Below are 25,776 nucleotides of genomic sequence, written 5' to 3' on the forward strand. Positions count from 1 at the left end.
GCGCTAAATGTCTCAATCTACTGAGCCAACCGTTGTCAGCGCCCCGCAGCCGATGACTCCATTACAAGAATTTTGGCACTATTTTAAACGTAACAAAGGGGCAGTTGTCGGGATGTTCTACATTATCCTGATGGTACTGATTGCGATTTTTGCGGGGGTATTAGCCCCACATGCCCCAGACGAACAATTCCGTGATTTCTTACTTGCTCCACCCGTTTGGGAAGATGGGGGAAGTTGGCAGTTTATTTTAGGGACTGATGATGTTGGGCGCGATTTACTCTCTCGTTTAATGTATGGCGCCCGCCTGTCACTGCTAGTTGGCTGTTTAGTGGTTGTTCTATCATTAATCATGGGGGTCACTATTGGTGTGATCGCTGGCTATTTTGGTGGTGTCGTTGACGCATTAATTATGCGTGTTGTCGATATCATGCTGGCATTACCAAGTTTATTATTAGCCTTGGTGCTGGTCGCCATTTTTGGTCCTTCTATTGTTAATGCCTCGATTGCTTTGACGTTTGTTGCATTACCTCACTATATTCGATTAACACGAGCAGCGGTTTTAGTGGAAGTAAACCGTGACTATGTGACGGCTTCTCGTGTTGCGGGGGCCGGGGCAGTACGCCAAATGTTTGTGAACATCTTGCCTAACTGCTTGGCTCCATTGATTGTGCAGGCCTCTTTAGGTTTTTCGAATGCCATTTTAGATATGGCTGCTTTGGGTTTCCTTGGAATGGGCGCACAGCCACCGACTCCTGAGTGGGGAACGATGCTGTCTGATGTGCTGCAATTTGCACAAAGCGCATGGTGGGTTGTGACTTTCCCTGGACTGGCAATTTTATTGACGGTGCTTGCGTTTAACCTGATGGGTGATGGGTTACGTGATGCATTTGATCCAAAACTCAAGCAGTGATGAGGTAACCAAATGGCATTGTTAAATGTAGAACAACTTTCGGTACATTTCGGAGACGAAAAAGCACCGTTTCGCGCCGTTGACCGCATCAGTTATAGCGTTGATAAAGGCCAAGTCGTTGGTATCGTTGGTGAATCGGGTTCAGGTAAATCCGTTAGCTCACTCGCGATTATGGGGTTAATTGATTACCCCGGGAAAGTAATGGCTGATTCTTTAAAATTTGATGGGCGTGATTTACTGTCGATCCCTGAAAAAGAACGCAGGCAGATTGTTGGTGCCGATGTAGCAATGATTTTCCAAGACCCGATGACCAGTTTAAACCCATGTTTTACTGTGGGTTATCAAATCATGGAAGCGTTGAAAGTTCACCAAGGAGGAAGCAAAAGTACACGTAAACAGCGGGCTATTGACCTCTTAGATATGGTAGGGATCCCTGATCCACAATCACGTTTAGATGTGTATCCCCACCAGTTGTCCGGTGGAATGAGCCAGCGTGTAATGATAGCAATGGCAATTGCATGTCGTCCTAAGTTATTGATTGCGGATGAACCGACAACAGCGTTAGATGTCACTATTCAAGCGCAAATTATTGAATTGCTGTTGGAATTACAGCAACAAGAAAATATGGCGTTGGTACTTATCACTCATGACCTCGCTTTAGTGGCAGAAGCTGCACATCATATTATTGTGATGTATGCGGGGCAGGTGGTTGAGTCAGCCAAAGCGAACGATATTTTTAAGCATCCTCGTCATCCTTATACACAAGCGCTACTACGTGCTTTGCCTGAATTTGCGACGAATAAATCACGTTTAGCCTCACTCCCGGGTGTAGTGCCCGGAAAATATGATAGGCCTGTGGGTTGTTTATTGAATCCACGTTGTCCGTATGCAACGGAGAAATGCCGTCAAGAAGAGCCAATGTTACAAACCGTTGGTGATCGCCAAGTCAAATGCCATATGCCGCTGGATGATATGGGGAGGCCAACATTATGAGTGACAAACAACATGCTCCATTGCTCAAAGCGGTGGATTTGAAAAAATATTACTCTGTCAAAAGAGGGGTTTTTGCTGCGGAAAAAACCTTGAAAGCATTGGATGGCGTTTCTTTTGAGCTAGAAAGAGGCAAAACATTGGCAGTAGTTGGAGAATCGGGTTGTGGTAAATCGACATTAGGTCGTTTATTAACCATGATTGAGCAACCCTCTGAGGGCGAGTTGTATTACCAAGAGCAAAACTTGTTAGTAAAAGATAAGTCTGCAGAGAAACTGCGTCGTCAAAAAATCCAAATTGTGTTTCAAAACCCTTATGGCTCTTTGAACCCTCGTAAAAAGGTGGGGCAAATTTTGGAAGAGCCTTTATTGATTAATACTTCATTGTCGAAAGAGCAGCGCAAAGAAAAAGTATTATCTATGATGGCAAAAGTGGGTTTAAAAACAGAACACTATAGCCGGTATCCTCACATGTTTTCTGGCGGGCAGCGTCAACGTATCGCGATAGCACGGGGTTTAATGCTTGACCCTGACATCGTGGTTGCTGATGAACCGGTTTCCGCGCTGGATGTTTCTGTTCGTGCTCAAGTATTAAATCTGATGATGGATTTACAGCAAGATCTAGGTTTGTCTTATGTCTTTATTTCACATGATTTATCGGTGGTAGAGCATATTGCTGATGAAGTTATGGTGATGTATTTAGGGCGCTGTGTGGAGAAAGGGACAAAAGAGCAGATTTTTAATAACCCTCTTCACCCTTATACCCAAGCGTTATTATCAGCAACACCAAGGCTGAATCCAGATGCTCGGCGTGAACGTATTAAGTTAACGGGAGAGTTACCAAGCCCTTTAAACCCACCACCGGGATGTGCATTTGCAGCGCGGTGCCGTAGAGCATTTGGCCAATGTACGCAATTCCAGCCAACATTGAAGGAATATGACCAACAGTTGGTTGCGTGTTTTGCAGTTGATGAAGATGAAAAACAGACGATAACGGTGAGCTGATATGTGAAACGGTAGAAAGGTTAACTTTCTGCCGTTTTTTATTTCATCGTGCCTTTAAATGGCGTTAACATGCTGTTTGTCCTAAATACCCAATCTTTCTTTTTAAACTACTCTTTTGCAGATAAAATCAAGTATACTGGCTGATGTTTCCATTTTCTTTAAAAAGCTGCTTGATTAGAAAGGTTGTGGCCAAATGAATACCCGAGTCCAACGCTCACTAACATTAAAAAGTATGGTCGTATTCTTTATGATTACGTTGCTATCACTTGCGCTTTTTTTAGCTATTCAATTCAGTTACTTAGTTGAGCAACGTAAGCAAGATTATTTAGACCAACTCAGTAACGCTGTAGTACAAATTCAAAAACCATTAACAGATTCATTGTTAAGCTCTGACCTCAACGAAGTTAAACGGCTACTGATAAGTTTAAAGACATCAGGCATTATGGGAAATGCGATTATTACTGTTGATGGTACAACGGTAATGAATCTAAGCTTTGCAACGCCTAAGCCGATACCTAATTGGGTGACTCATTTTGTGGGCATCCCTGTCGAAATGACCGTGCCACTGTATGCATACGGGAATGTTGTGTTGCAGGCTAAGCCTCAAGGGTATTTGACATTACAAGTTGACCCGAACCGTGTTTATCGGTTTGCGCTCAACACCCTTGCTTTGATGACGACAACTTATTTGTTGTTGGTGCTCATTATTGCTATTGGAATGACGTGGTGTGTCAGTCGTATGATAATAAGGCCACTGCGTAAAATCGCAATTGAGTTACAAACAAATTCTGAAGTTAATCAAATTGCTGTGTCTGAATATCATCGTGACGATGAGCTAGGTTTGCTAGCAAAAGGGTATAATCGTCAAAGAAAACAGCAAAAATCAGACTAAGCCATGAACATGGACTCAGCTTTATGGTCTAATATCGTTATAGTGGTGACAATGAAAAATGGAATAAAGCCAAACTATATCGTTTAACCCGATAAGTTCGCGTTTTTCGTTAATTTATCTGTCGTTATTTGCGGTTAAATATAAAGATATAAAACACATAGGGGTTTACATGCAGGGCTTGAAAGTTCGGTATATCATTGGTGTTGTATTATTCTCAGTCGCGCATTTAGCCGGCGCTGAGCCTTTACAACCTGATCCAGCATGGCAGCAAGGGAAGCTAGAAAATGGCTTTAGCTGGCAATTATTACAAACACCACAACGTCCAAATGACCGTATCCAGCTCAGGTTAGCAATTAAAACAGGCTCATTAACAGAAAAAGCGAGCGAGAAAGGATACAGTTACCTTATACCTAAAATGGCGTTGTTTCATCAAACTGAAGCATTTCCAACAACAACATTGCAAGAATTCTGGCGCCAGGCCGCAGACCCTGATATGCCAATTCCACCCGCGGTTGTTTCCTATGACTACACTATTTATAGCTTAAGCTTACCAAATAATCGCCCTGACTTAATTAAGCAAGCCCTAAGCTGGCTAGCGACTTCTGTTGCAGGTGCTGAGTATACAGAAACGACATTGCATAACGGCTTGACGGCACAAAATGTCCCAGTTGCAACACTACCTTTAAATGCCAACGATCCTGTTTGGCGAGCGCGTTTAAAGGGTTCAACGATGATGGGGTATGACCCTGGCCAAAAACCGAATGGTACTGTCGCTCTTGATAGTGTGAACTCGTTTTATCAAAAATGGTACACACCGGATGTGATGACATTGTATGTTGCGGGCCATGTAGATTCTCGAATGTTATCTGATTCAATCTCACAAACGTTCTCTTCATTGGAAGGTAAGCGCTCTGAGCCTGTTTCTGTTGCGGTATTATCAGCAGTAAAACCGCAATCTATTGATATTTTGCAGGAACAACCTGCGCAGGATACGCTTTCATTAATTTGGGACATTGATTGGCTACCCATTAAAGATTCAAACGTTTTACTGCGTTATTGGTCGAGTGACTTAGCGCGTGAGGCAGTTTATCGTTCTCTGCAAAAAGCGTTCAATCAGAAATTTAATCAAGGGGAAGTTGTTCCAGGGCTAGATTGCCGCGTGCAATATCAAAAAGCCAGTTGCACATTAACGGTGACGGCAGCGCCTGAAAAAATGGAAGCGGTGACAGATATCGTCGCGAGTGAACTTGCATCGATTAACCAAAATGGTATTGCTGCTGAGTTATTTGACGACATGCTCAAAGAAAAACAGGTGCAGTTATCGCAATTATTTGCCGCCTACGCGCGTACAAGTACCGATGTTTTGATTAGCCAACGTCTGATTTCCCAACAAAATGGGGTCGTTGACATCGCCCCTGAACAGTACCAGCGGTTAAGGCAAACTTTCTTGGCTTCACAAAGCCTTGAACAGGTAAATATGGAAGCCCGTCGGTTGTTATCTCAAGAAGCTGCTTTTGTATTAGCGCAGCCAAAAGATAAGCAAATGATGGATGCAGAACGAATTCGTCAGAAATTTACCAAGGTGTTATGGCCGCAAATTGCCGCGCCAGCATCAACAGAAGTGGCTCCTGTTAAGCCTGTTGCAGAAAAGCCAGCCGCACAATAAGTGGGCAAAAATAGAAATATGAAAGATAGCTATTGAATGATTCAGTGGCTATCTTTTAATTTAATGTTGTTGGCTTAATAGCGATTCAATCACACAAATTAGCGTTTCTCGTGATTCTTTGTCATCAACAAACCCTGCTGCACTGGTTTTTGCTTCAGGTGCGTAATAGGCGACAGACCCCCAAAAACCCAAATGGGAATACAAGGTGATGCCATTGACAACATTCACCATAATGCCCAATCGATAGTGTTCTGCACCTTCGTGAGACCCCATACTTAGCATCGTCTCTAGTGTATTCGGTGATGAAAAAATATTCCCATCAAACAGTGCTTCTAAAAATATCGCCATTTGTTTCGATGACATAACTAAGCCACCGCCACCATAGGCATCCATGGAGGCGTGAATATGAGTTCCATCCCATTTCCCTAAATATTGACGTGCTCTTGGGGCTGAGTCTTGGGATGGTTGTTCTAATGATTCCCAATAGGCACTTTCAAGACCAATAGTGTCGAAATGCAAAAGCTCTCTAACAGCTAGGCCAAGGGATTTACCCGTGATCCTCTCAATAATATCACCGAGCAAAATATATCCAGTATCTGAATAGATAAAGGATTCAGCAGGCGAAAATGTTGGAAACTGTTTACGCATGTACATTTCGATTTGTTCGGTTCGGCTCCAAACATAATTAGGTTGTTTAAGAACGGCTTTGAGGTAGTCACCATCTGCATGGTCTAGTAGACCACTACTGTGCTCCAGTAAATGGCGGATAGTGATAGCTTGAGTGTTATATTGGCTACTGAGTAGTGCATTATACTGCGGGTCAATATATTTAGGTATTGCATCATCAATACTGAGTTTTCCCATTTCAGTAAGGCGTAAAATGGCAGCGGCGGTAAATGTCTTTGTATTACTGGCAATTCGCAGCGGTGTATCAACAGTAAGAGGCATACCTTCAATATCCGCCCCTCTAGCACAGAAGGTATTCACGCTATTTTTGGTTTGATTATGGTAGTAAAGGACGACACCACAAGTTAAATTTTCGAGCTGTTGAATAGGGAGGGGCATAATAATCTCATTATTAAATGATTAAGATGAAGATGCATGCCATCTTAATCATATTTATACAATTCAATGTACGCTTTAAATGCGCTTAAAGAAACAAGTTGGCGACCATATGATGGCAAGTGTTTTTTCTTTTTATATAAATTTGGTGTTATGTTTATCTTCAATATAAGAACATAAAATGTACCCGGATATTGAAGTAAAGGAAAGAACATGAACAACTCGAATATATTTCTACAACGGTTAGGTTTGCGTTATCCCATCATACAAGCGCCGATGGCGGGTGTTTCTACTCCAACACTAGCCGCTGCGGTCTCAGAGGCTGGTGGGCTTGGCTCGCTAGGCTTAGGCGCAAATTCAGTGGAACAAGCTCGCCAATTGATTACTCAAACGCAAGCACTGACAAGTAAAGCATTCAATGTCAATTTATTCTGCCATTTACCGGCTAAACGTTATCCCGCTAATGAGCAGGGATGGATCCAGTATTTAGCACCTTATTTCGCCCAATTTAATGAGACTCCCCCTACTTATCTCAGTGAAATTTATCAAACTTTTTTAGATAACTCAGAAATGTTATCGATGTTACTCGAAACAAAACCTGCAGTAGTGAGTTTTCATTTTAATATTCCATCCACCGAGGTGATACAGCAATTCAAGCAACACGGTATCTATACCATGGCGACGGCTACTAATTTGCACGAAGCACAACAAATTGAATTGGTTGGAATTGACGCCGTTGTTGCACAAGGTATTGAAGCGGGAGGGCATCGAGGCATGTTTGATTTGCAAGCTTTAGATGAAGAACTCACCACTTATGAATTAGTGACGTTAATCTCTCAACATATTGATTTACCAGTGATTGCAGCTGGTGGCATGATGGATGGACAAGCTATCAATATGGCTTTAGAGTGCGGTGCTGCCGCCGCGCAATTAGGAACGGCATTTTTGCTTTGTCCTGAATCTGCTGCGAATGCAGGATACCGAGCTAAGATCAAGCAGCAAACTGGGGATCACACTCAACTCACTTCTGCAATTTCAGGGCGTCCAGCGAGAGGGATTATTAATCAATTTATTCAAGTAGGCAACGGCTACGAGACAAGTAAATTACCTGATTACCCATTAGTTTATGATATTGGTAAGCAACTTAATGCGGCGGCAATGAAGTCAGGTAGCGATGAGTTTGCGGCATATTGGGCGGGGCAGAGTGTGGCGAAAGCTCGCGAGATGCCAGCGTCTTTATTGGTTAAAACGTTAGCAGAAGAAATGAAACGCTAGTTTTAAGCGTGGTAGGGCGGGTTACATCACCGCCCTCAATAAGCTGCTATTCAACCATTTCGTTATCCAATGAACCTTTTGGCTCATCAGTGGCTATCCAAGCTGCACAAAATAAAGTTAAACGCGCAAAGAAGTAGAAGAAGGCCATTAGCCCAAGGACTGAACCAAATGCGGCTCCAGAAGGCGATGAAGCAAGGTTAGGCAAAATCCAAGTCATAATGGATTTTATGATTTCAAACCCAATGGCCGCCAGCAATGTTCCTTTAAATAGTGATCTGCGGCGATGTTGCATGCGCGGTAGGATCCAAAAAATCCATAAAAATAATAGGAAGTTGGCTGTAATGGATATGGTTAAACCAATCAGTGTCCAAGCAGGTTTTAGCCATTCTATACCGTCTAGCCCAAGCGTACTGACAATCGTCGCCTGTGCAGAGCCAGCAACAGAAGTCAGGGTAATTGTCACAATTAAGGCAATAAGTAGACCAATTAAAGCAAAGAAGTCGCGAATGTAGCGGAAAATAATATTTTCATGTTCATCTTCATTACGTTCCCATACAGAACGTGATTGAGCCAAAATAGCCAAGCGTAAGTTATTAACCCAATTAACTCCGGAGTATACGGCTAAAGCTAACCCGGTTAATCCAACTGTCGTACGTTGACGTATTGCCGTATCGATTGTTCTTTCTAATGTATTTGCGAGCGTAGGGTCAGTAATATTTGCAGAAATTCCACGAACTAATTTTTCAAGTAATTCAGGATTGCTGGCTAATACAAAACCGGCAGCGGCGAATGAAAACATTAAAACAGGAATTAAAGAGAGAAAGGAAAAATAGGTAATTGCAGCCCCAAACTGGTTTCCCATTCGGTCGTTAAAACGTTGTGCAGTACGAATGATATGAGCAATAAAAGGAATCGCACAAATAAAGTTCACAACTCGCATTGAGAAGGTCAATGCTTTTTTACTGCCATCAATACTTTTATTCAGTGTCGCTTTCAGTTTATTGGTATCTTTTTGTTCTTCTTCCTGCGTATTCGACATTTAATCCCCTTTTCCCGCAACTAAAATTGTCTGACTTTTCGACCTATTTAATGCCTATAAATGAATGATATGCACAATACTATAGCTTAAATTGGCCAATAAATTCATCCCAATGACTGTGTTATGAGATAAATAGTCATTGGGATGTTTGTTTAAAGTTAAAGTAACTAATTAATTAATCAGAGGAAAAGGGGCGATAGGCTAAAGCGCATCTTTATAAACTTTCAGCTCAGCTTGGGCCTCTTTTAATTCAGCTTGTGCTTCTGCTAATTTTCTCTCGCGCTTTTCAATTTTGCTACGGTCATTGCCCTCTAGTTTTTCTTCTTGTAATTCAGCTTCACGTTCTTGCACTTTTTCTGTTTTCTCTGCTACCTCTTTTTGGCTATCACGGTATAAAGATTCCGGCGTACAATAACGATTCACATTATCTAATGCTTCTTCTAAGCCTCTTACTCGATGCTGATTTCCATGTTGCTTAGCGTAATTGATTTGTTCTTCGATGCGTTGTTTTTTTATTTCGCAGCCGTTTTGTGTTTTTGCTGCCATTGCCGATGAGCTAGCAAAAAATAAAACACAAGCGCTGGTGGTGATAAGTAACTTATTCATAATTTACCTCTGTTTATTTTTAAATTTGTGTTTAGGATAGCGTTTTCTTTCATTCTGGTCATGTGAATTTTAGCATGACTATGGTTATGACATTTGTTGCTAAATTTAGCTATAATGAGGCGGAAGAATAAATCCGGTCTATTTTTTGTTCAAAAAGGCTATCTTTAAAGAACCTATTTAATAATAGTCATCTTAGTGGCTAATATTGAATTTCCTCAGGAAATAAACGTTACATGTTAAGTTATCGTCACAGCTTTCACGCAGGCAACCATGCCGATGTGCTAAAACACACGGTACAGAGTTTGATCATTGAATCTCTGAAAGAGAAAGAAAAACCATTTCTGTATATAGATACGCACTCAGGTGCGGGCCGTTATCAATTAACGGGGGAACATGCGGAAAAAACAGGTGAATATCTTGAAGGGATTGCGCGTATTTGGGAGCAACCGGATTTACCTGAGGAATTATTGCCGTATATGAATATTGTGCGCCAGCTGAATGATAATGGGCGTTTACGCTATTATCCAGGTTCACCATTATTGGCAAAATATTTATTACGTGAACACGATAAGCTGGTATTAACTGAATTACATTCGAGCGATTATCCATTATTACGTACGGAATTTTCACGGGATAACCGCGCGCAGGTTTTCAGAGAAGATGGTTATCAACAACTGAAATCTAAATTACCCCCACAGAGTCGACGTGGCTTTGCGCTAATGGACCCACCTTATGAGATGAAGACGGATTATGAAGCGGTCGTGAAAGGGGTGGTGGAAGGCTATAAACGCTTTGCAACAGGAACATATGCAATTTGGTATCCTGTTGTATTGCGTCAACAAATTAAGCGTATGGTCAATCAATTAGAAGCAACAGGCATTCGAAAAATACTACAAATTGAATTGGCGGTACGTCCTGATAGCGATCAACGTGGAATGACGGCATCCGGTATGATTGTTATCAACCCACCTTGGAAACTTGAGCAGCAAATGAAGAATGTGCTGCCGTGGTTACACAAAACACTCGTCCCTGAAGGGACTGGACATACGTTAGTTGAGTGGATTGTTCCAGAGTAAACTGTATTTTTGATAGGTAATACCGATTAAATTAACAGGTGTTATCTATCGTAAAGCGCTATTTATGCCATGACAATCAATAGCATGATGCGAGAAAATGCATTCATAAATCATTCAATCAATGGGAATAACCAAATTATGAGCAAACATTACGACTATATCGCAATTGGTGGCGGAAGCGGTGGTATTGCGTCGATGAACCGTGCAGCAATGTATGGGCAAAAATGTGCCTTAATTGAGGCGAAAGCATTAGGTGGGACTTGTGTTAACGTGGGCTGCGTACCGAAAAAGGTGATGTGGCATGCAGCACAAATCTCAGAAGCTATTCGCAATTATGGTCCTGATTATGGTTTTGATGCGACAATTAATCGTTTTGATTGGAAAACACTTATTGATAGTCGTACTGCTTATATTGACCGCATTCACCAGTCTTATGACCGTGTCTTAGGTAATAATAAAGTTGATGTCATCAATGGTTTTGCGCGTTTTATTGATGCACACACTGTTGAAGTAAATGGTGAAACCTACACCGCAGACCATATTTTGATTGCGACGGGTGGCCGCCCAGTGATCCCTGCTATCCCAGGTGCAGAATATGGTATGACTTCTGACGGTTTCTTTGAACTTGAAGCATTACCAAAACGTGTTGCGGTTGTGGGTGCCGGTTATATTGCCGTTGAACTCGCCGGTGTATTAAATGGTTTAGGTGCAGAGGCGCATTTATTTGTGCGCAAACACGCCCCGCTGCGCTCATTTGACCCGCTGATTGTCGAAACATTAGTGGAAGTCATGAATACCGAAGGCCCTAAACTGCATACGGAATCAATTCCAAAAGAAGTCGTGAAAAATGCAGATGGCTCACTAACATTAAAACTGGAAAATGGCCAAGAACAAACGGTCGATGCATTAATTTGGGCTATTGGTCGTGAACCAATGACAGATAACCTGAATATTGAAGCAACAGGCGTCGCACTGAATGAAAAAGGCTATATCAAGGTTGATAAATACCAGAACACCAATGTGCCGGGTGTTTATGCGGTTGGTGATAACACTGGCGCGGTTGAGTTAACTCCTGTAGCGGTTGCGGCTGGTCGTCGTTTATCTGAACGTTTATTTAATAATAAACCGGATGAACACTTAGATTACAGTAATATCCCAACGGTGGTATTCTCGCACCCACCAATTGGCACTGTTGGTTTAACTGAACCTGAAGCGATTGAAAAATATGGTGCTGATAAAGTGAAATGTTATAAATCATCTTTCACTGCAATGTATACCGCCGTCACTTCACACCGTCAACCTTGCCGTATGAAATTAGTTTGTGTTGGTGAAGATGAAAAAATCGTTGGCATCCATGGTATTGGTTTCGGAATGGATGAAATCCTACAAGGTTTTGCGGTTGCATTAAAAATGGGTGCAACCAAAAAAGACTTTGATAATACGGTGGCTATTCACCCAACAGCGGCAGAAGAATTTGTGACAATGCGTTAAGCATTGGTTATCTAAAATTAAAAGCTAAGTTCATCTGAACTTAGCTTTTTTTGTATTATTTTGCCAACAGCTCTGCAATCGCAGGAATGACTGCTAAGCTATCAAGGTATTTTTTCATCGCAGGAGTCGTTTCCATGATTTGGTATTTGACTAAAAACATGACAAACGCCCCGACATACACATCCACTGCGGTAAATTGCTCACCACAAATAAACGGTTTAGCGTTATTTAAGCCGATTTCTAAGCAAGCCATGGTGCGTTCGACAGAACCAAAACCAGAAGATTTTTGCTGCTCTTCATCTAATTGAATACCTAAGTTATTGATAGTGAATGCGGATTCAATGGGCCCTGCAGTAAATAGGAACCAGCGATAATAATCTGCACGTTTAGGGTCATTCAATGCAGGCGCTAAGCCTTTTTCAATAAATTTATCGGCTAAATAGAGACAAATCGCCGCCGTTTCCGTCACAATCGCATCACCATCAACAAGTGCGGGAACTTTCGCCATCGGATTAATTGCAAGATATTCAGCCGTATGCATATCTGCACCATAATCTAATTCAATACGCTTGTAAGGAACATCTAAAATTTTTAATAGTAGGTCGACCGTGTTGCCACGTGACATTGAATTAGTAAAAAGAACCAGTTCGCTCATGGTGATTTCCTTATATGAAGTTGAGCACTTACTATAAGGGAGTTGAGTGTCAGAAATTGTCAGGAGAGACGCACAATACTTCTTTTTGCCAGCGTTCTAGCAGGTAGTTTTTTGGATAAGGGAGTTTGTCAGTAAGAGCACAATAAGATTGAATGCGGTCTAAACGAAAATGGCGATAACTTTTCCGTAATTCACACCAAGCAGCCAGTACTTGTGAATCTTTCATATAACCAATTGCAATTGGCCAAATAATTCGTTCACTAGGCTGGTTTTGTCCATCAAGATAAGTCATTTTGGCTTTGCATTCTTCTCGTAAACTTAAACGTAAGTCTTTAACGATGATATCGTTAATTTCATAGAAATGTGTGGTAGGAGCAAATAAGGTATTTTGATTTAGAATTTTCTGTGAATGACCTGCCACCACGGAGTTAATCTTACTTATCGCCCGTATTGCGGAGTTTTTTAGTTCACTATCTGCATTACTTTTTACCCAACGTAAACCTAATATTAAGGCTTCAAGTTCATTTTCATCGAAAGCTAAAGGCGGTAGTAATAGACCCGTTTTTAATTGGTAGCCAATACCGGCTTCCCCGACAATTTCAGCACCTTGGTCTCGTAGGGATTCAATATCTCGATAGATAGAACGCACGCTGACTTGCAGTTGTGATGAAAGTGCTTCAGCGGTAATAGGATAGCGATTCTCTTTGAGTATCTGTAATAAAGTCAGTAAACGTTGGGTACGGGTCATTCGCGTATGTAAATTCTTTAGGTTGAAGGTCAATTGCGCCTATTTGAGCTATAAAATAGACGCAATATGACGATGTTATTGGCTTTTTTGCCACCAAGACACAATGTAATCAGCGATTTGCTCAGGGTTATTGATATCTAATTGTGGCACATGAGTCTCAATGATTTCATTACTGGCAATGGCAACGACATAGTTATCGATTAACCCATTGAGGGGTTTGCCAACTTCAGCACGAAATAATGCGATTTTATCGATTGGCTCATGTTTAAACCCTTCAACGAGGATCAAGTCCAACGAAGCTGGATCGAAACGGCTGGCTAAATAGCGTAGATCCATTTCATTAGCGTCGGGGGTTTCGGTCATTAACGCCCAACGTTTTTCACTAGCAACGAGCGTTTGGTCTGCACCTGCCTTACGTAATTCAAAGCTGTCTTTGCCCGGTTTATCCACTTCCATATCATGGTGGGTATGTTTAATTAAACCAACGCGAACATTACGTTTGCGAAGTAACGGGATCACTTTTTTTAATAATGTTGTTTTGCCAGTGCCGCTATAAGCGGTAATGCCAAGTAGAGGTAGAGTATTCTGATTCATGGCTATTTTCGTTGCCGCTCCCATAGACGGCTATCTTCCGGAGTATTTAAATTAATAAACGTGTCAGACTCTGACGTGAAAATGATACCTTTTGCGTCGATTTCACGCATAAATAGCATCAGTTTGCGATCGCCTCTTGCAAGGTAATCATCAAGGCGAGTTTTAAGCGAGTTGTGTAGTAAAGCGAATGTTGGATGCTCTCGCTCATTATCTTGTGCATAGCAGGCAAGGTGAGTGCCTTTCTCACTAAACATTTTTTTAGCTAAATTAAGTGGAAAATCAGGAACGTCACAAGGTACAAATAGCAACCACTCTGTCTTAGCATAGTGTAGTGCAGCTTGCATTCCAGCGAGTGGACCAGAAAAATCACTATTTAAATCAGAAATAACGGTCAACTGGCTTTCTCGATAACGCGCTTGATTGCGGTTTGCATTGATGATGACTTGGCCCACTTGGGGGCTTAAACGCGCTAAAATATACTGGTAGAGTGGTTTACTGAGTAAAGGAACTAAGCCTTTATCTTGCCCACCCATCCTGCTTCCTCGGCCGCCTGCAAGTATGACACCGGTTATTGACTGACGAAATGACATGTTCAATATCCTTGAATATCTTCAAGAAAATGTTTCAACATTCGTAGAAAACACTTTCGAGTATAGTAATTACTAAAATTTATTCTATTTTGCTATAAAATCAATGAATATTCCCGCGTATTGCAGTTAAACTTTACGTAGATTGACAACAGTTCGCTTTTTCTCTTGTATGATTATTGGTAACTTGTATCGAATATTCGTGATAAAGGAATAAACATGAAATGCCATCGCTTAAATGAAGTTATTGAGCTTCTGCACCCAGTCTGGAAAGATAATTCAGATTTAAACTTAGTAGAATTATTGCAAAAGCTGGCTGACGAAGCAGGTTTTAAAGGCAGTTTATCTGAGTTAACAGATGATGTGCTGATTTATCATTTAAAAATGCGTGGCTCGGACAGCAATGAAGCGATCCCTGGTTTAAAAAAAGATTATGAAGATGACTTTAAAACCGCTATTTTGCGTGCCCGTGGCATTATTAAAGATTAAAACGTGATGGATCAAATAGAACATTCGAATTTCCATTTTAGTGGAATTTCCCCCGACTTAATTTTAGACGCCTTAATGGAAGTCGGAGTTTACCCTGAATCTGGGCTGCTTGAACTAAATAGCTACGAAAATCGAGTTTATCAGTTCCAAGATGAAAATCGGCAACGCTATGTGGTTAAATTTTATCGCCCCGAGCGTTGGAACCGTTCACAAATTCAAGAAGAACATGATTTCACTTTAGAGCTACGAGATGAAGGGTTATCTGTAGCTGCACCTCTTGAATTTGCAGGGCAAACGGTATTGGAATTTGGTGGGTTTATATTTGCAATTTTTCCGAGTGTCGGTGGCAGACAATATGAAACAGATAACTTGTTTCAATTAGAAAGTGTCGGCCACTTATTAGGGCGTATACACCAAATTGGTCAGCGTAAAAATTTTGCATTTCGTCCGACAATAGGCCTTGATGAATATTTGGCACAACCTCGACAAGTGATAGCATCGAGCCCTTTAATTGCAGAACGTTATAAGTCCCAATTTATAACGTCTTTAGATGCATTGATTGCACAAGTAAAATTGCAGTGGCCTAGCTCAATTTCATCTATTCGTCTACAAGGTGATTGCCACCCAGGCAATATTCTATGGCGCGATGAAGCTTGGCTGGTGGATTTTGATGACGCCCGAAACGGGCCTGCAATCCAAGACCTTTGGATGCTACTTAATGGCTCTCGCCAAGAACAAGTCATTCAATTGGATACGTTATTAGAAACGTATAATGAGTTTTGTGATTTTGATGTAAAACAGCTGAAGCTTATTGAACCTCTTAGAGCAATGCGCATGGTACATTATCTCGGGTGGATTATCCGCCGTTGGCAAGACCCTGCATTTCCTCGAGCATTTTCTTGGCTACAAGCTGATGATTTTTGGCAAAAACAATCGCTCGAATTTAATCAACAGATTGAACGGTTGCAAGACGCCCCTTTGCAGTTAACCCCTCAGTTTTAACTTTTAAGTTTTTGTTTTTGGAGAATGTAGTCTATGAAAAAAATTATGTTGGCTTTGCTTGGTATTGCCATGTCTTTTAGTGCTGCAGCGGCAAACTACACGGAAGGTAAAGAGTATACTGATGTTAAAGCTGTACCAAATTTACCGCAAGTTCTGGAGTTCTTCTCATTTTATTGCCCACACTGCTATCAATTTGAGAGTGTGTATAAAGTGCCTCAAACCGTAGAGAAAAACTTGCCAGAAGGCGTGAAAATGGAACGTTATCACGTTGATTTTCTTGGTCCTTTAGGTGCTGATTTAACCCAAGCTTGGGCCGTTGCGATTGTCCTGAAAGCAGAAGACAAAGTGACGCCTATTCTGTTTGAAGGTATCCAAAAAACGCAAACTATCAACAGCAAAGCAGATATTCGTAATGCCTTTATCAAAGCGGGTATTTCTGGTGATGAGTATGATGCAGCTTTAAATAGCTTCGTTGTAAAATCTATCGTTGCGAAACAGCAAAATGCAGCGCAAGACTTAAAATTGCGTGGTGTTCCTGCATTATTTGTTGATGGTAAATACCAAGTTCGTAATAACGGTATCTCAGTTGATAATGCCGCTGATTATGGCAAAGAGTTCTCTAACGTTGTGAACTTCTTAGTCAGTAAAAAATAATCGTAAATAGACGGTGGTAAATTTACCATCGTCTTTTTTCTCCTATCAATATCCACAATTCTAAGACGTTCTCTCTGGTGTATTAAATCTACTCAATCTTGTGCTAACTCTTTGATTTTACTTTCCTGTTTATACTGTTAATCTTCATATTACTTATTGAATTTACTGAGTAACACAAATTTACACACAAGGTTATCCACAGGATGTTAATCAGGTATTTAGTACATTGGTGTGATTAATTTAATTGTAAATAATAATTTTAACTAATCGTAATAAATAATGTATTTGAAATCGTGAATGATTTGATGTGCTTTTAACAATGCGATTAAGCGGAATATAAAACTTGGGATGTATCTGAGGCGACATTATGGCATCCTATTAGTATTCGTTCCTGACTAAAAGATGATGACAGATTATGGCTCAGATTGCAGAAAACCCCCTTATTTTGGTTGATGGTTCCTCTTACTTATACCGTGCTTATCATGCATTCCCTCCACTGACCAATAGTGCTGGTGAGCCTACAGGGGCAATGTATGGCGTGCTTAATATGCTACGCAGTTTAATTATGCAGTATAAACCTAGCCATGTAGCGGTTGTCTTTGATGCGAAGGGAAAAACATTTCGTGATGAATTGTTCGAAAGCTATAAGTCTCATCGCCCACCTATGCCTGATGACTTGCGCGCTCAAATCGCTCCATTGCATGAAATGGTGGAAGCGATGGGGTTACCTTTACTTGTTGTTTCAGGGGTGGAAGCCGATGACGTCATCGGGACATTAGCTTGTGAAGCAAGCCGAAAAGGTATGCCAGTGTTAATCAGTACGGGCGATAAAGATATGGCGCAATTAGTTGAGCCTAATATTACGCTCATCAATACCATGAATAATACTATTCTAGGGCCTGATGAAGTCAAAGAAAAATACGGTGTGCCTCCTGAGCTTATTATCGACTTTTTAGCCTTAATGGGGGATTCGTCAGATAACATTCCTGGCGTGCCTGGTGTTGGTGAAAAAACAGCACTAGCCTTACTGCAAGGCATTGGTAGCTTAGAAGCAATTTATAATGACCTTGAAGCTATCGCTCCATTAGGTTTTAGAGGCTCTAAAACCTTAGCCCCTAAAATGGCTGAAAACCGTGATGTTGCTTTTTTATCATATCAATTAGCGACAATTAAAACGGATGTTGAGCTGGAAAAAACCTGTGAAGAATTACAAGTTGTTCAGCCAGATGTGGATAAACTACATCAATTATTCAGCCGTTATGAATTTAAACGTTGGTTAACGGATGTTGAAAATGGGACTTGGATGGAGGGGAAAGGCACAAGTACAAAAGTGAGCCCAACGCCAGCAACGTCAGCTGCCAAACCATCAATCCCAACAGCACCAACATTGAGTGCTGAAAATTACCAAACGATTTTAGAAAAAGCGGATTTAGAGCGCTGGGTTGAAAAACTGAGCAAGGCATCGTTATTTGCTTTTGATACTGAAACCGATAGCTTAGATACCCAAGAAGCCCGTTTAGTGGGCATGTCATTTGCAATTGAGCCAGGGCATGCCGCTTATTTGCCATTAGGTCACGATTACCTAGATGCGCCAGTACAACTCCCTCTGGAAGAGGTTTTGGAAGTTATGAAACCTTTGCTTGAGAGTGAAAAAATTCTCAAAATTGGCCAGAACTTGAAATATGATGCAGAAGTTCTTGAAAACTACGGCATTGAATTAAAAGGTATTGGCTATGACACCATGCTGGAATCGTATGTGTTAAATAGTGTTGCGGGAATGGGGCGCCATGATATGGACAGCTTGGCCGATCGCCATTTGAACCACAAAACTGTGAGCTTTGAAGAAATCGCGGGTAAAGGTAAAAAACAGCTGACATTTAATCAAATCGCCTTAGAAGAAGCAGCTAATTATGCCGCGGAAGATGCGGATGTCACGTTATTACTGCACCAAGCGTTATACCCACAATTAGAAGCTGAGCCAACGCTTAATCATATTTTCCAAAATATTGAAATGCCACTTGTGCCTGTGTTAGTCCGCATGGAACGCAAAGGTGTTTTAATTGACGCAAACGTACTTGCAGCGCAGTCAAAGGTGATTACCGCTCGTTTAGCTGAGCTGGAAAAAGAGGCTTTCGAGCTTGCAGGGGAAGAGTTTAACCTCGCTTCGCCAAAACAATTGCAAACTATCTTATTCGAAAAATTGCAATTGCCGGTGATAAAGAAAACACCAAGTGGGGCAGCGTCGACTAATGAAGAAGTGCTCGAGGAATTGGCGCTGAATCATGCATTGCCAAAATTGTTGCTCGAGCACCGTAGTTTAGCCAAATTAAAATCCACGTATACGGATAAACTGCCGCTAATGATTAACTCGCGTACTCAGCGCGTTCATACTTCTTACCACCAAGCCGTCACAGCAACAGGGCGTTTGTCTTCTCGAGATCCTAACTTACAAAATATCCCTGTTAGAACTGAAGAGGGGCGCCGGATCCGCCAAGCCTTTATTGCTCGTGATGGCTATAAAGTGATGGCGGCGGATTACTCGCAAATTGAATTGCGTATTATGGCGCATTTATCCCAAGATAAAGGCCTATTAACTGCGTTTGCGGAAGGGAAAGATATCCATAAAGCAACAGCCGCTGAAGTCTTTGGTGTACCACTGGAACAAGTCACTAGTGACCAACGCCGTAGTGCCAAAGCGATTAACTTCGGGCTTATCTATGGCATGAGTGCGTTTGGTTTAGCGCGTCAATTAGGGATACCTCGTGGTGAGGCGCAGCGCTATATGGATCTTTACTTTGAACGTTACCCTGGTGTATTACGTTATATGGAAAACACACGCTTGCAGGCGTCTGAGCAAGGTTATGTAGAGACCCTCGAAGGTCGCCGTTTATATCTGGCAGATATTAAGTCCAGTAATGGGATGCGCCGTAAAGCCGCGGAACGCGAAGCGATCAACGCACCAATGCAAGGAACTGCAGCGGATATCATTAAAAAAGCCATGATTGCTGTTGATAATTGGTTGCAAACCGAAAAGCCACATGCAGATATGCTAATGCAAGTTCATGATGAATTGGTTTTTGAAGTGAAAGAATCTGAGTTAGAGCGTGTCCAAGCTCAGGTCCAATTGTTAATGGAACAAAGCATGAAATTGGATGTACCATTAAAAGTGGATGTGGGGATAGGCGATAACTGGGATGAAGCCCATTAATTTTTAACAATATTGAATCTACAAAACCTCCAATACGTTATTGGGGGTTTTTTTATGTTTAAGCGAATACATAACAGATAATTATGCATTTGAAATTATTAACTAGAAATTTAATATAATTCTGTAATAAATCAATTATTTCATGATGAAATTTGAGGATATGATTAACATTTTTATGCGACATATATCTCATAAATATGTAATTAAAATCCGTTTTTTGTCTTATTTCATTCGTATTATCATGCTGAATCGTAGACAGCTTTGAAAAAAAATTACAAAAAGGCTTTTTTTCGAGCGAAAAATAAAGTACATTAATAGGCGTAGGGTACAGAGGTAAGATGTTCTATCTTTCAGACCTTTTACTTCACGTAATCGGATTTAGCTGAATATTAGCTGCTCCAGTCAAGTATTTGACTGGAGCATTTTTTTATCTAAAATTCAGTGAATTAGAAGGTATGAGGGTGTAATGAACCATTTCTGGCTCACTACTAAAGAAATCAAGCCGGTGTGTTATACCAACTATCTAGCTTAATGCGGAGTTTATCGACACCAATCTTTTTCAGTGCTGAAAAGTATTCGACTTCAATATCCCCTTCAAGTGGAGCAAGTGCTTGACGCACTTCTATTAACTGTTTCTTTCTTGCTCCAGAAGCCAATTTGTCTGCTTTAGTGAGTAAAACCAGAACTGGCACATTCATTGCGACAGACCACTCAATCATTTGCATATCGAGGTCTTTTAATGGATGACGGATATCCATTAATACAACAAGCCCCTTAATGCATTCGCGTTTTTGGAGATATTCCCCGAGTGCTTGTTGCCACTTACGTTTCATTTCTTCAGGAACTTCGGCATAACCATAACCTGGAAGGTCAACAAGGCGAACGCCTTCCTCAACTTCAAATAGGTTGATTAGCTGAGTTCTTCCTGGTGTTTTACTGGTGCGTGCTAAGCTTTTTTGCTGTGTTAATGCGTTTAACGCACTGGATTTCCCCGCATTAGAACGGCCAGCAAAAGCCACCTCAATTCCGGTATCTTTAGGTAGATGACGGATATCGGGTGCACTGATAACAAATTTTGCCATCTGGTAGTTATGATTTTTAATTGCCATTTGTCTTTCTCCCTGAGTTAGCCTCAAAAGGCTCGAGGATTATAGCTTTGCTTAGCGCTTCCCGACAACTCGAAATATCCTCTTAACCGCTTTTCCCTTGGTGTCAGGTATTATTTTTTGTGTGTTGTAGTCTGCGAAATTGTAATAATAGAAAAATAACCATTATTAATGACGTTTTTCACTAAAATTGGTCTAGAATTTAGCGCATTTGGTGTGTTTTTATTTTTTGGCGTAAATATAGGTAAATCTTCAGCATTCTTGTTGGCTTCACTCTAGAATTGCTTGATTGCAGTTGTAATGAGCTATAACGAAAGGGACCTTACATGTTAAAACGAATTTTTGTGCCACTTTTGGCCATCTGCGCAATGAGCGCATCTTCTCTTGCATTATCTGCGGGTGAGACTTATGTTAAATTAGTCACGTCGGCGGGTGATATCGAATTAGAACTGAATAGTAAAAAAGCCCCTGTTACGACAGAAAATTTCGTTCAGTATGTTAATGAAGGTTATTACAACGGAACCACTTTCCACCGTGTAATCCCAGGTTTTATGATTCAAGGTGGTGGCTTTAATAAAGATTTACAGCAAAAACAAACCCGCGCTCCAATCAAAAATGAAGCGGATAACGGTTTACGTAATTTACGCGGTACTATTTCTATGGCGCGTACTGCAAATAAAGACAGCGCAACGAGCCAATTCTTTATTAATGTTGCTGATAACGCTTTCTTAGACCACGGCCAACGTGACTTTGGTTATGCTGTGTTTGGTAAAGTGGTAAAAGGGATGGATGTTGCAGATAAAATCTCTAAAGTAAAAACGGAAAACGTAGGGCCATATCAAAATGTCCCAGTTGAACCGGTTACAATTATTTCTGCTGAAGTGATTAAAAAACCGTAGCGATTAAAAACGATAGTCATTAAAAACTGTCGTGTCGAATACTGTGGGTAGGTTGTTTTAACGTGCCCACTTTTCTTAAAAAACGCTTTTCCTTCCTCTTTGAGTTTTTCTTCATTAACTATGTTAGTTAAAATGTGTCAGCGCTTGCTACTTTTTAACAGCCTTTTATTTCATTGTATTTAAAGTAATTCTTAACCAAAATACAGCTTTGTTATAGGGATGTAAATATAATTCCATGATTTTTATATGGAAATTTTCTCTGAGAAAAAACAATCATTGACTTAAATAGGCTATTTTCCTGCTTTGGCTGTGCTATGATAGCCGCCCTTATTATTTTTATGGTGTTTTAATCATCGTTCTGATTGCCAACATGATAAAAATATGCATAAGAAAATAATATATAATGATAAAAATCAGTCGGATAGGCTAATATGCTTCTACTTATTGATAATTACGATTCATTTACTTACAACTTATACCAATACTTTTGTGAGTTAGGGGCTGAAGTTGTAGTAAAACGTAATGATGAAATTACCATCGAAGAAATTGAACAGCTTTCGCCTACACATCTTGTGATTTCACCTGGGCCATGTACACCGGATGAGGCTGGCATCTCCCTTGAGGCGATAAAATATTTTGCAGGTAAACTGCCCATTTTAGGCATTTGCTTAGGGCATCAAGCGATTGGGCAAGCATTTGGTGCATCAGTCGTCAAAGCACGAGAAGTTATGCACGGTAAAACCTCTGCTATCCACCATAATCATCAAGGTGTATTCAAAGGCTTAAATCGTCCCTTAACAGTGACACGCTATCACTCGTTAGTGATTGCAGCAGAGACACTCCCTGTTTCTTTTGATGTATCCGCATGGTCACTGAATAATGGCGATGTTGATGAAATCATGGGAATACGGCACAAAACCTTGCCTATAGAAGGTGTTCAGTTCCATCCTGAAAGTATTCTGAGTGAACAAGGCCATGAATTACTAAACAATTTTCTAAAATATTAATTTAGCAATCGTATTCAGAAAAAATTAATTATGCATATTATGCCCTTTGCTATTGCTCTTTTTTGATTTTTTATTCATATTTAATGCTTATATTTTCATAATTGCATTAAATAAGAGCAGGTGAGGGGTATGTCTGAGCAACCAGTAGTAAATCGGCAAACTTTTGATCAAGTTATGTTACCTATTTTTTCGCCAGCGGAATTTATTCCAGTTAAAGGCGAAGGTAGCCGCGTTTGGGATCAGCAAGGTAAAGAATATATTGATTTTGCTGGTGGGATCGCTGTTCTTGCTTTGGGGCATTGCCACCCTAGTTTGGTGGCTGCGGTGCGTGAACAAAGCGAAAAGCTATGGCATGTCAGTAATATTTTCACTAACGAGCAGGCGCTAAAGTTAGCACAAAAGCTCACGAATGCGACATTTGCTGACCGCGCATTTTTTGTGAATTCCGGCTCAGAAGCTAACGAAGCTGCGTTTAAATTAGCACGCCGCTACGCTATTACTAAATACAGCCCCTATAAAACTAAGATTATCGCTTTCAAACAAGCTTTCCACGGACGCACATTATTTACTGTTTCGGTCGGTGGGCAAGCAAAATATGCGGATGGTTTTGGGCCAAAACCTGCGGATATTATTCATGTGCCATTTAATGACCTTGATGCTGTCAAAGCGGTCATTGATGAAAATACCTGCGCAGTTGTTCTTGAGCCAGTACAAGGTGAAGGTGGCGTCACCGCAGCAACAGCGAAATTTCTGCAAGGAGTTCGTAAGCTGTGTGATGAAAATAATGCCTTGTTGATTTTTGATGAAGTACAAAGCGGTATGGGCCGTACAGGTAAATTATTTTCTTATATGCATTACAATATTGTGCCTGATATTTTAACCACGGCAAAAGCATTGGGTGGCGGTTTCCCTATTAGTGCAATGATCACCACTGAAGAAGTGGCAAAAACCATGGAAGTGGGTGCGCACGGTACCACCTATGGTGGCAATCCCTTAGCGTGTGCAGTTGGTAATGCGGCGTTTGATATTATTAATACTGAGGAAGTATTAAATGGTGTCGAAAAGCGTCGTGAATTATTTGTCGCTCATTTAAATAAACTGAATGATAAATATCACATTTTCTCTGAGATCAGAGGAATGGGGTTATTAATTGGCGCTGAATTAGATGGCAAACTATTGAATCGCTCGAAAGATATCCTGCAAGCCAGTGCAGTAGAAGGTCTGATGATGCTCAATGCCGGCACCAATGTTTTACGTTTTACGCCTTCACTGATTATTTCCGAGGAAGAAATTAATAGCGGCATGGCGAAATTAGAAACGGCGATTGGTAAGTTATTGAATTAGTGGTTTATTGAAAAGTTGCAGAGGCATTTCTGTCTCTGCAACTTGTATCGTTAATATTACGTTCTATTTCGGCCAGATATTTTTATTGTATTTTTCGCTTTTAATTCTATTTGTTTTTGTTGCAATTGTTCTGGTGTGCTGGATATGGTGATGCCAGCAGCCAGACATTGACTGTTATGGGAATGTGAATAATTCACAACTGTTTTTTTCTGCATTAAACTACGATTGTTCTGTGTATTTTTTGCCGTGACGTTCTCTTTACTATCTATTGTTTTTTGTTTAATTTCACTTGGCTGCTTGACGATAGTTTCTTCATTTGTAGATAAATCATCTAGAGGTACGTCAGTAAGAGTTATTGTATTTAGAATGTATTCGTGTGACCTATGATGGAATTTATCAAGCAGAGTGAAATAGTTATTGCTTAACTCCTCTAGCGAGTTTTTTAATTCTCTATTTTCGAGTCTTAGTGTTTTAACTAATGACGAATCTTCCATTTCATTGGTTTCGGGCTTCGCTAAAAAAGTTAATTCGTCATCAAAATCAAAGTTATGGTCCTCATCATGATAAATAGGGGTACCATCTTCATCACAGATAATTAAATTTTTTTTAATTATTGACTCTTCTGGGGTTACGCTGTTTTTTTCTTCCATTAATTTTTTCGATATTTGACTTTTTTTGGGGTTAATGGATTTTTTATTATAGTTATTTAACGTTATATTATGAATTTTGTTTTTAATATCATCTAATTCTTTAATTAATAAATTTTTAATGATTAATTGTAAATTAATTAATGATTTTAAATTTTCATTTTGGTCTTCCACCCCAAATGTATTTTCTATCTCTTTATATGATGACTCTAATATTTCATGTTTTTTTTCAAGATAATAAATCCCTCTTATTTTTGACTCGTTTTTTATCTCTAATTTTAATTTGTATATGTCATTTTTTAATTGTTCTTTAGTTTCAATTAATTCTATATTTTTAATATGGTATGTGTAATAGTCTATTAGGTCATTCTGTTCTTTAATTATTTTATTGTTGACTAATTCTTCTACATAGGGCTTGTCTATTTTTAATGCGTTACTTATTTTTCTATTAATTTCATCTTTAGTGTTTTTTACTGTTAGGGATATTTCAAACGACTTTTTAAGTAGTTCATTTTCTAATGATATTATTTTATTTTGATTTAATTCGACTTTTAATCGTGAGTTATTCTCATTTTTTTTGGTTTCTATTTTTTTTAACTCTAAGTAAAACTTTGAATCCATATTTACTTTGTTTTTTTTGTTAAAACTAAATAAATGAATGAAATTATTCAATCTAGTATTACGTATTTTCTTAATTATTGGGAAATAATTTTCCGCTATTTCTAATGCTATGTTTTTTTTAAAGATGGGATTGCTTACATTTCTATTGATGGTGTCTATGTGCATGAGAGATCCTTAATTATCAATTAATGCTATTTTGGGTTG

Annotated in this window: 24 protein-coding genes; 15 read left to right on the forward strand and 9 right to left on the reverse strand. The window is 40.1% G+C overall.

The window, feature by feature from the left end; translation table 11 throughout:
• Positions 1 to 7: 7 nt before the first annotated feature.
• The 5 genes from dppC (at position 8) to P3L37_RS01405 (ending at position 5,462) form a co-directional block, all read left to right on the forward strand.
• A complete protein-coding gene (gene dppC, locus P3L37_RS01385) occupies positions 8 to 910 on the forward strand; it encodes a dipeptide ABC transporter permease DppC (protein ID WP_109912889.1) in 903 nt (300 codons plus the stop codon).
• A 12-nt stretch (positions 911 to 922) separates the two neighbouring features.
• The gene (gene dppD / locus P3L37_RS01390; RefSeq protein WP_004266046.1) at positions 923 to 1,903 is read left to right on the forward strand and encodes a dipeptide ABC transporter ATP-binding protein; all 981 of its coding nucleotides are present in this window, start codon (positions 923 to 925) and stop codon (positions 1,901 to 1,903) included.
• Positions 1,900 to 2,904 (forward strand): dipeptide ABC transporter ATP-binding subunit DppF, encoded by a 1,005-nt coding sequence (dppF, locus tag P3L37_RS01395; RefSeq protein WP_004266044.1) that lies wholly within the window; start codon positions 1,900 to 1,902, stop codon positions 2,902 to 2,904. Before dppD ends, dppF begins: the two co-directional genes overlap by 4 nt.
• Positions 2,905 to 3,097: 193 nt before the next feature.
• On the forward strand, positions 3,098 to 3,796 hold the full coding sequence (locus tag P3L37_RS01400; protein ID WP_004266042.1) for a HAMP domain-containing protein: 699 nt from the start codon (positions 3,098 to 3,100) through the stop codon (positions 3,794 to 3,796).
• A gap of 169 nt (positions 3,797 to 3,965) precedes the next feature.
• The gene (locus P3L37_RS01405; RefSeq protein WP_117162947.1) at positions 3,966 to 5,462 is read left to right on the forward strand and encodes a M16 family metallopeptidase; all 1,497 of its coding nucleotides are present in this window, start codon (positions 3,966 to 3,968) and stop codon (positions 5,460 to 5,462) included.
• Between the two features lie 60 nt (positions 5,463 to 5,522).
• Here P3L37_RS01405 and P3L37_RS01410 read toward each other — a convergent pair whose 3' ends face one another.
• Entirely contained in the window at positions 5,523 to 6,527 is a 1,005-nt protein-coding gene (locus P3L37_RS01410; RefSeq protein ID WP_109912891.1) for a serine hydrolase domain-containing protein, read from the reverse strand.
• Positions 6,528 to 6,737: 210 nt separating this feature from the next.
• On the opposite strand from P3L37_RS01410, the gene P3L37_RS01415 reads away from it, so the two are divergent.
• Positions 6,738 to 7,799, forward strand: a complete 1,062-nt coding sequence (locus P3L37_RS01415; protein WP_109912892.1) for an NAD(P)H-dependent flavin oxidoreductase — start codon at positions 6,738 to 6,740, stop codon at positions 7,797 to 7,799.
• 46 nt (positions 7,800 to 7,845) lie between these two features.
• Here the strand turns inward: P3L37_RS01415 and yhjD are convergent, their stop codons facing one another.
• The gene (gene yhjD / locus P3L37_RS01420; protein WP_004266030.1) at positions 7,846 to 8,838 is read right to left on the reverse strand and encodes an inner membrane protein YhjD; all 993 of its coding nucleotides are present in this window, start codon (positions 8,836 to 8,838) and stop codon (positions 7,846 to 7,848) included.
• A gap of 201 nt (positions 8,839 to 9,039) precedes the next feature.
• Positions 9,040 to 9,444, reverse strand: a complete 405-nt coding sequence (locus P3L37_RS01425; RefSeq protein ID WP_004266026.1) for a DUF1090 domain-containing protein — start codon at positions 9,442 to 9,444, stop codon at positions 9,040 to 9,042.
• 233 nt (positions 9,445 to 9,677) lie between these two features.
• Between P3L37_RS01425 and P3L37_RS01430 the strand changes: the two genes are divergently transcribed.
• Together P3L37_RS01430 and gorA are read left to right on the forward strand one after the other, a co-directional pair.
• The gene (locus P3L37_RS01430) at positions 9,678 to 10,520 is read left to right on the forward strand and encodes a 23S rRNA (adenine(2030)-N(6))-methyltransferase RlmJ (protein ID WP_004266023.1); all 843 of its coding nucleotides are present in this window, start codon (positions 9,678 to 9,680) and stop codon (positions 10,518 to 10,520) included.
• A 138-nt stretch (positions 10,521 to 10,658) separates the two neighbouring features.
• Positions 10,659 to 12,011, forward strand: coding sequence for a glutathione-disulfide reductase (gorA, locus tag P3L37_RS01435; RefSeq protein ID WP_004266020.1), 1,353 nt, complete (start codon positions 10,659 to 10,661; stop codon positions 12,009 to 12,011).
• A gap of 55 nt (positions 12,012 to 12,066) precedes the next feature.
• On the opposite strand, the gene P3L37_RS01440 is transcribed toward gorA, so the two are convergent.
• The 4 genes from P3L37_RS01440 to mobA all read right to left on the reverse strand — a co-directional run bounded on the left by P3L37_RS01440 (position 12,067) and on the right by mobA (position 14,598).
• A complete protein-coding gene (locus P3L37_RS01440; protein ID WP_109912893.1) occupies positions 12,067 to 12,666 on the reverse strand; it encodes a glutathione S-transferase family protein in 600 nt (199 codons plus the stop codon).
• A 49-nt stretch (positions 12,667 to 12,715) separates the two neighbouring features.
• Positions 12,716 to 13,414, reverse strand: coding sequence for a helix-turn-helix transcriptional regulator (locus tag P3L37_RS01445; protein WP_109912894.1), 699 nt, complete (start codon positions 13,412 to 13,414; stop codon positions 12,716 to 12,718).
• A 75-nt stretch (positions 13,415 to 13,489) separates the two neighbouring features.
• Entirely contained in the window at positions 13,490 to 14,008 is a 519-nt protein-coding gene (gene mobB, locus P3L37_RS01450) for a molybdopterin-guanine dinucleotide biosynthesis protein MobB (protein ID WP_109912895.1), read from the reverse strand.
• Positions 14,009 to 14,010: 2 nt separating this feature from the next.
• Positions 14,011 to 14,598, reverse strand: a complete 588-nt coding sequence (gene mobA, locus P3L37_RS01455; protein WP_004265977.1) for a molybdenum cofactor guanylyltransferase MobA — start codon at positions 14,596 to 14,598, stop codon at positions 14,011 to 14,013.
• A gap of 216 nt (positions 14,599 to 14,814) precedes the next feature.
• Between mobA and P3L37_RS01460 the strand changes: the two genes are divergently transcribed.
• The 4 genes from P3L37_RS01460 to polA all read left to right on the forward strand — a co-directional run bounded on the left by P3L37_RS01460 (position 14,815) and on the right by polA (position 19,948).
• On the forward strand, positions 14,815 to 15,084 hold the full coding sequence (locus tag P3L37_RS01460) for a YihD family protein (protein ID WP_004262581.1): 270 nt from the start codon (positions 14,815 to 14,817) through the stop codon (positions 15,082 to 15,084).
• 6 nt (positions 15,085 to 15,090) lie between these two features.
• A complete protein-coding gene (locus P3L37_RS01465) occupies positions 15,091 to 16,086 on the forward strand; it encodes a serine/threonine protein kinase (protein WP_109912896.1) in 996 nt (331 codons plus the stop codon).
• Between the two features lie 33 nt (positions 16,087 to 16,119).
• Positions 16,120 to 16,740 carry a thiol:disulfide interchange protein DsbA gene (gene dsbA, locus P3L37_RS01470; protein ID WP_004265973.1) on the forward strand — a complete coding sequence of 207 codons (621 nt, stop codon included), beginning with the start codon at positions 16,120 to 16,122 and terminating at the stop codon, positions 16,738 to 16,740.
• Positions 16,741 to 17,155: 415 nt separating this feature from the next.
• Positions 17,156 to 19,948, forward strand: coding sequence for a DNA polymerase I (gene polA, locus P3L37_RS01475; RefSeq protein WP_164528292.1), 2,793 nt, complete (start codon positions 17,156 to 17,158; stop codon positions 19,946 to 19,948).
• A gap of 497 nt (positions 19,949 to 20,445) precedes the next feature.
• Here the strand turns inward: polA and yihA are convergent, their stop codons facing one another.
• On the reverse strand, positions 20,446 to 21,057 hold the full coding sequence (gene yihA / locus P3L37_RS01480) for a ribosome biogenesis GTP-binding protein YihA/YsxC (RefSeq protein WP_004265967.1): 612 nt from the start codon (positions 21,055 to 21,057) through the stop codon (positions 20,446 to 20,448).
• A 323-nt stretch (positions 21,058 to 21,380) separates the two neighbouring features.
• Here yihA and ppiA point away from each other — a divergent pair, with 323 nt between their 5' ends.
• The 3 genes from ppiA (at position 21,381) to P3L37_RS01495 (ending at position 24,304) form a co-directional block, all read left to right on the forward strand.
• Positions 21,381 to 21,953: a peptidylprolyl isomerase A gene (ppiA, locus tag P3L37_RS01485; protein ID WP_004265959.1), complete on the forward strand. Its 573-nt coding sequence runs from the start codon at positions 21,381 to 21,383 to the stop codon at positions 21,951 to 21,953.
• A 431-nt stretch (positions 21,954 to 22,384) separates the two neighbouring features.
• Positions 22,385 to 22,960 carry an aminodeoxychorismate synthase component II gene (locus tag P3L37_RS01490; protein ID WP_004265957.1) on the forward strand — a complete coding sequence of 192 codons (576 nt, stop codon included), beginning with the start codon at positions 22,385 to 22,387 and terminating at the stop codon, positions 22,958 to 22,960.
• Positions 22,961 to 23,089: 129 nt separating this feature from the next.
• Positions 23,090 to 24,304, forward strand: coding sequence for an aspartate aminotransferase family protein (locus P3L37_RS01495; protein WP_109912898.1), 1,215 nt, complete (start codon positions 23,090 to 23,092; stop codon positions 24,302 to 24,304).
• Positions 24,305 to 24,360: 56 nt separating this feature from the next.
• Here P3L37_RS01495 and P3L37_RS01500 read toward each other — a convergent pair whose 3' ends face one another.
• On the reverse strand, positions 24,361 to 25,737 hold the full coding sequence (locus P3L37_RS01500; RefSeq protein WP_272576873.1) for a hypothetical protein: 1,377 nt from the start codon (positions 25,735 to 25,737) through the stop codon (positions 24,361 to 24,363).
• Positions 25,738 to 25,776: the final 39 nt, after the last annotated feature.

Source organism: Providencia sp. PROV114, from assembly GCF_032704305.1.
In the GTDB taxonomy this organism is placed as follows: domain Bacteria; phylum Pseudomonadota; class Gammaproteobacteria; order Enterobacterales; family Enterobacteriaceae; genus Providencia; species Providencia rettgeri.

What these genes read in the sequence shown, in the direction of transcription:
- dppC (WP_109912889.1), top strand. Translation starts at nt 8, where the DNA reads ATGTCTCAATCTACTGAGCCAACCGTTGTCAGCGCCCCGCAGCCGATG.
- dppD (WP_004266046.1), top strand. Translation starts at nt 923, where the DNA reads ATGGCATTGTTAAATGTAGAACAACTTTCGGTACATTTCGGAGACGAA.
- dppF (WP_004266044.1), top strand. Translation starts at nt 1,900, where the DNA reads ATGAGTGACAAACAACATGCTCCATTGCTCAAAGCGGTGGATTTGAAA.
- P3L37_RS01400 (WP_004266042.1), top strand. Translation starts at nt 3,098, where the DNA reads ATGAATACCCGAGTCCAACGCTCACTAACATTAAAAAGTATGGTCGTA.
- P3L37_RS01405 (WP_117162947.1), top strand. Translation starts at nt 3,966, where the DNA reads ATGCAGGGCTTGAAAGTTCGGTATATCATTGGTGTTGTATTATTCTCA.
- P3L37_RS01410 (WP_109912891.1), bottom strand. Translation starts at nt 6,527, where the DNA reads ATGCCCCTCCCTATTCAACAGCTCGAAAATTTAACTTGTGGTGTCGTC.
- P3L37_RS01415 (WP_109912892.1), top strand. Translation starts at nt 6,738, where the DNA reads ATGAACAACTCGAATATATTTCTACAACGGTTAGGTTTGCGTTATCCC.
- yhjD (WP_004266030.1), bottom strand. Translation starts at nt 8,838, where the DNA reads ATGTCGAATACGCAGGAAGAAGAACAAAAAGATACCAATAAACTGAAA.
- P3L37_RS01425 (WP_004266026.1), bottom strand. Translation starts at nt 9,444, where the DNA reads ATGAATAAGTTACTTATCACCACCAGCGCTTGTGTTTTATTTTTTGCT.
- P3L37_RS01430 (WP_004266023.1), top strand. Translation starts at nt 9,678, where the DNA reads ATGTTAAGTTATCGTCACAGCTTTCACGCAGGCAACCATGCCGATGTG.
- gorA (WP_004266020.1), top strand. Translation starts at nt 10,659, where the DNA reads ATGAGCAAACATTACGACTATATCGCAATTGGTGGCGGAAGCGGTGGT.
- P3L37_RS01440 (WP_109912893.1), bottom strand. Translation starts at nt 12,666, where the DNA reads ATGAGCGAACTGGTTCTTTTTACTAATTCAATGTCACGTGGCAACACG.
- P3L37_RS01445 (WP_109912894.1), bottom strand. Translation starts at nt 13,414, where the DNA reads ATGACCCGTACCCAACGTTTACTGACTTTATTACAGATACTCAAAGAG.
- mobB (WP_109912895.1), bottom strand. Translation starts at nt 14,008, where the DNA reads ATGAATCAGAATACTCTACCTCTACTTGGCATTACCGCTTATAGCGGC.
- mobA (WP_004265977.1), bottom strand. Translation starts at nt 14,598, where the DNA reads ATGTCATTTCGTCAGTCAATAACCGGTGTCATACTTGCAGGCGGCCGA.
- P3L37_RS01460 (WP_004262581.1), top strand. Translation starts at nt 14,815, where the DNA reads ATGAAATGCCATCGCTTAAATGAAGTTATTGAGCTTCTGCACCCAGTC.
- P3L37_RS01465 (WP_109912896.1), top strand. Translation starts at nt 15,091, where the DNA reads ATGGATCAAATAGAACATTCGAATTTCCATTTTAGTGGAATTTCCCCC.
- dsbA (WP_004265973.1), top strand. Translation starts at nt 16,120, where the DNA reads ATGAAAAAAATTATGTTGGCTTTGCTTGGTATTGCCATGTCTTTTAGT.
- polA (WP_164528292.1), top strand. Translation starts at nt 17,156, where the DNA reads ATGGCTCAGATTGCAGAAAACCCCCTTATTTTGGTTGATGGTTCCTCT.
- yihA (WP_004265967.1), bottom strand. Translation starts at nt 21,057, where the DNA reads ATGGCAATTAAAAATCATAACTACCAGATGGCAAAATTTGTTATCAGT.
- ppiA (WP_004265959.1), top strand. Translation starts at nt 21,381, where the DNA reads ATGTTAAAACGAATTTTTGTGCCACTTTTGGCCATCTGCGCAATGAGC.
- P3L37_RS01490 (WP_004265957.1), top strand. Translation starts at nt 22,385, where the DNA reads ATGCTTCTACTTATTGATAATTACGATTCATTTACTTACAACTTATAC.
- P3L37_RS01495 (WP_109912898.1), top strand. Translation starts at nt 23,090, where the DNA reads ATGTCTGAGCAACCAGTAGTAAATCGGCAAACTTTTGATCAAGTTATG.
- P3L37_RS01500 (WP_272576873.1), bottom strand. Translation starts at nt 25,737, where the DNA reads ATGCACATAGACACCATCAATAGAAATGTAAGCAATCCCATCTTTAAA.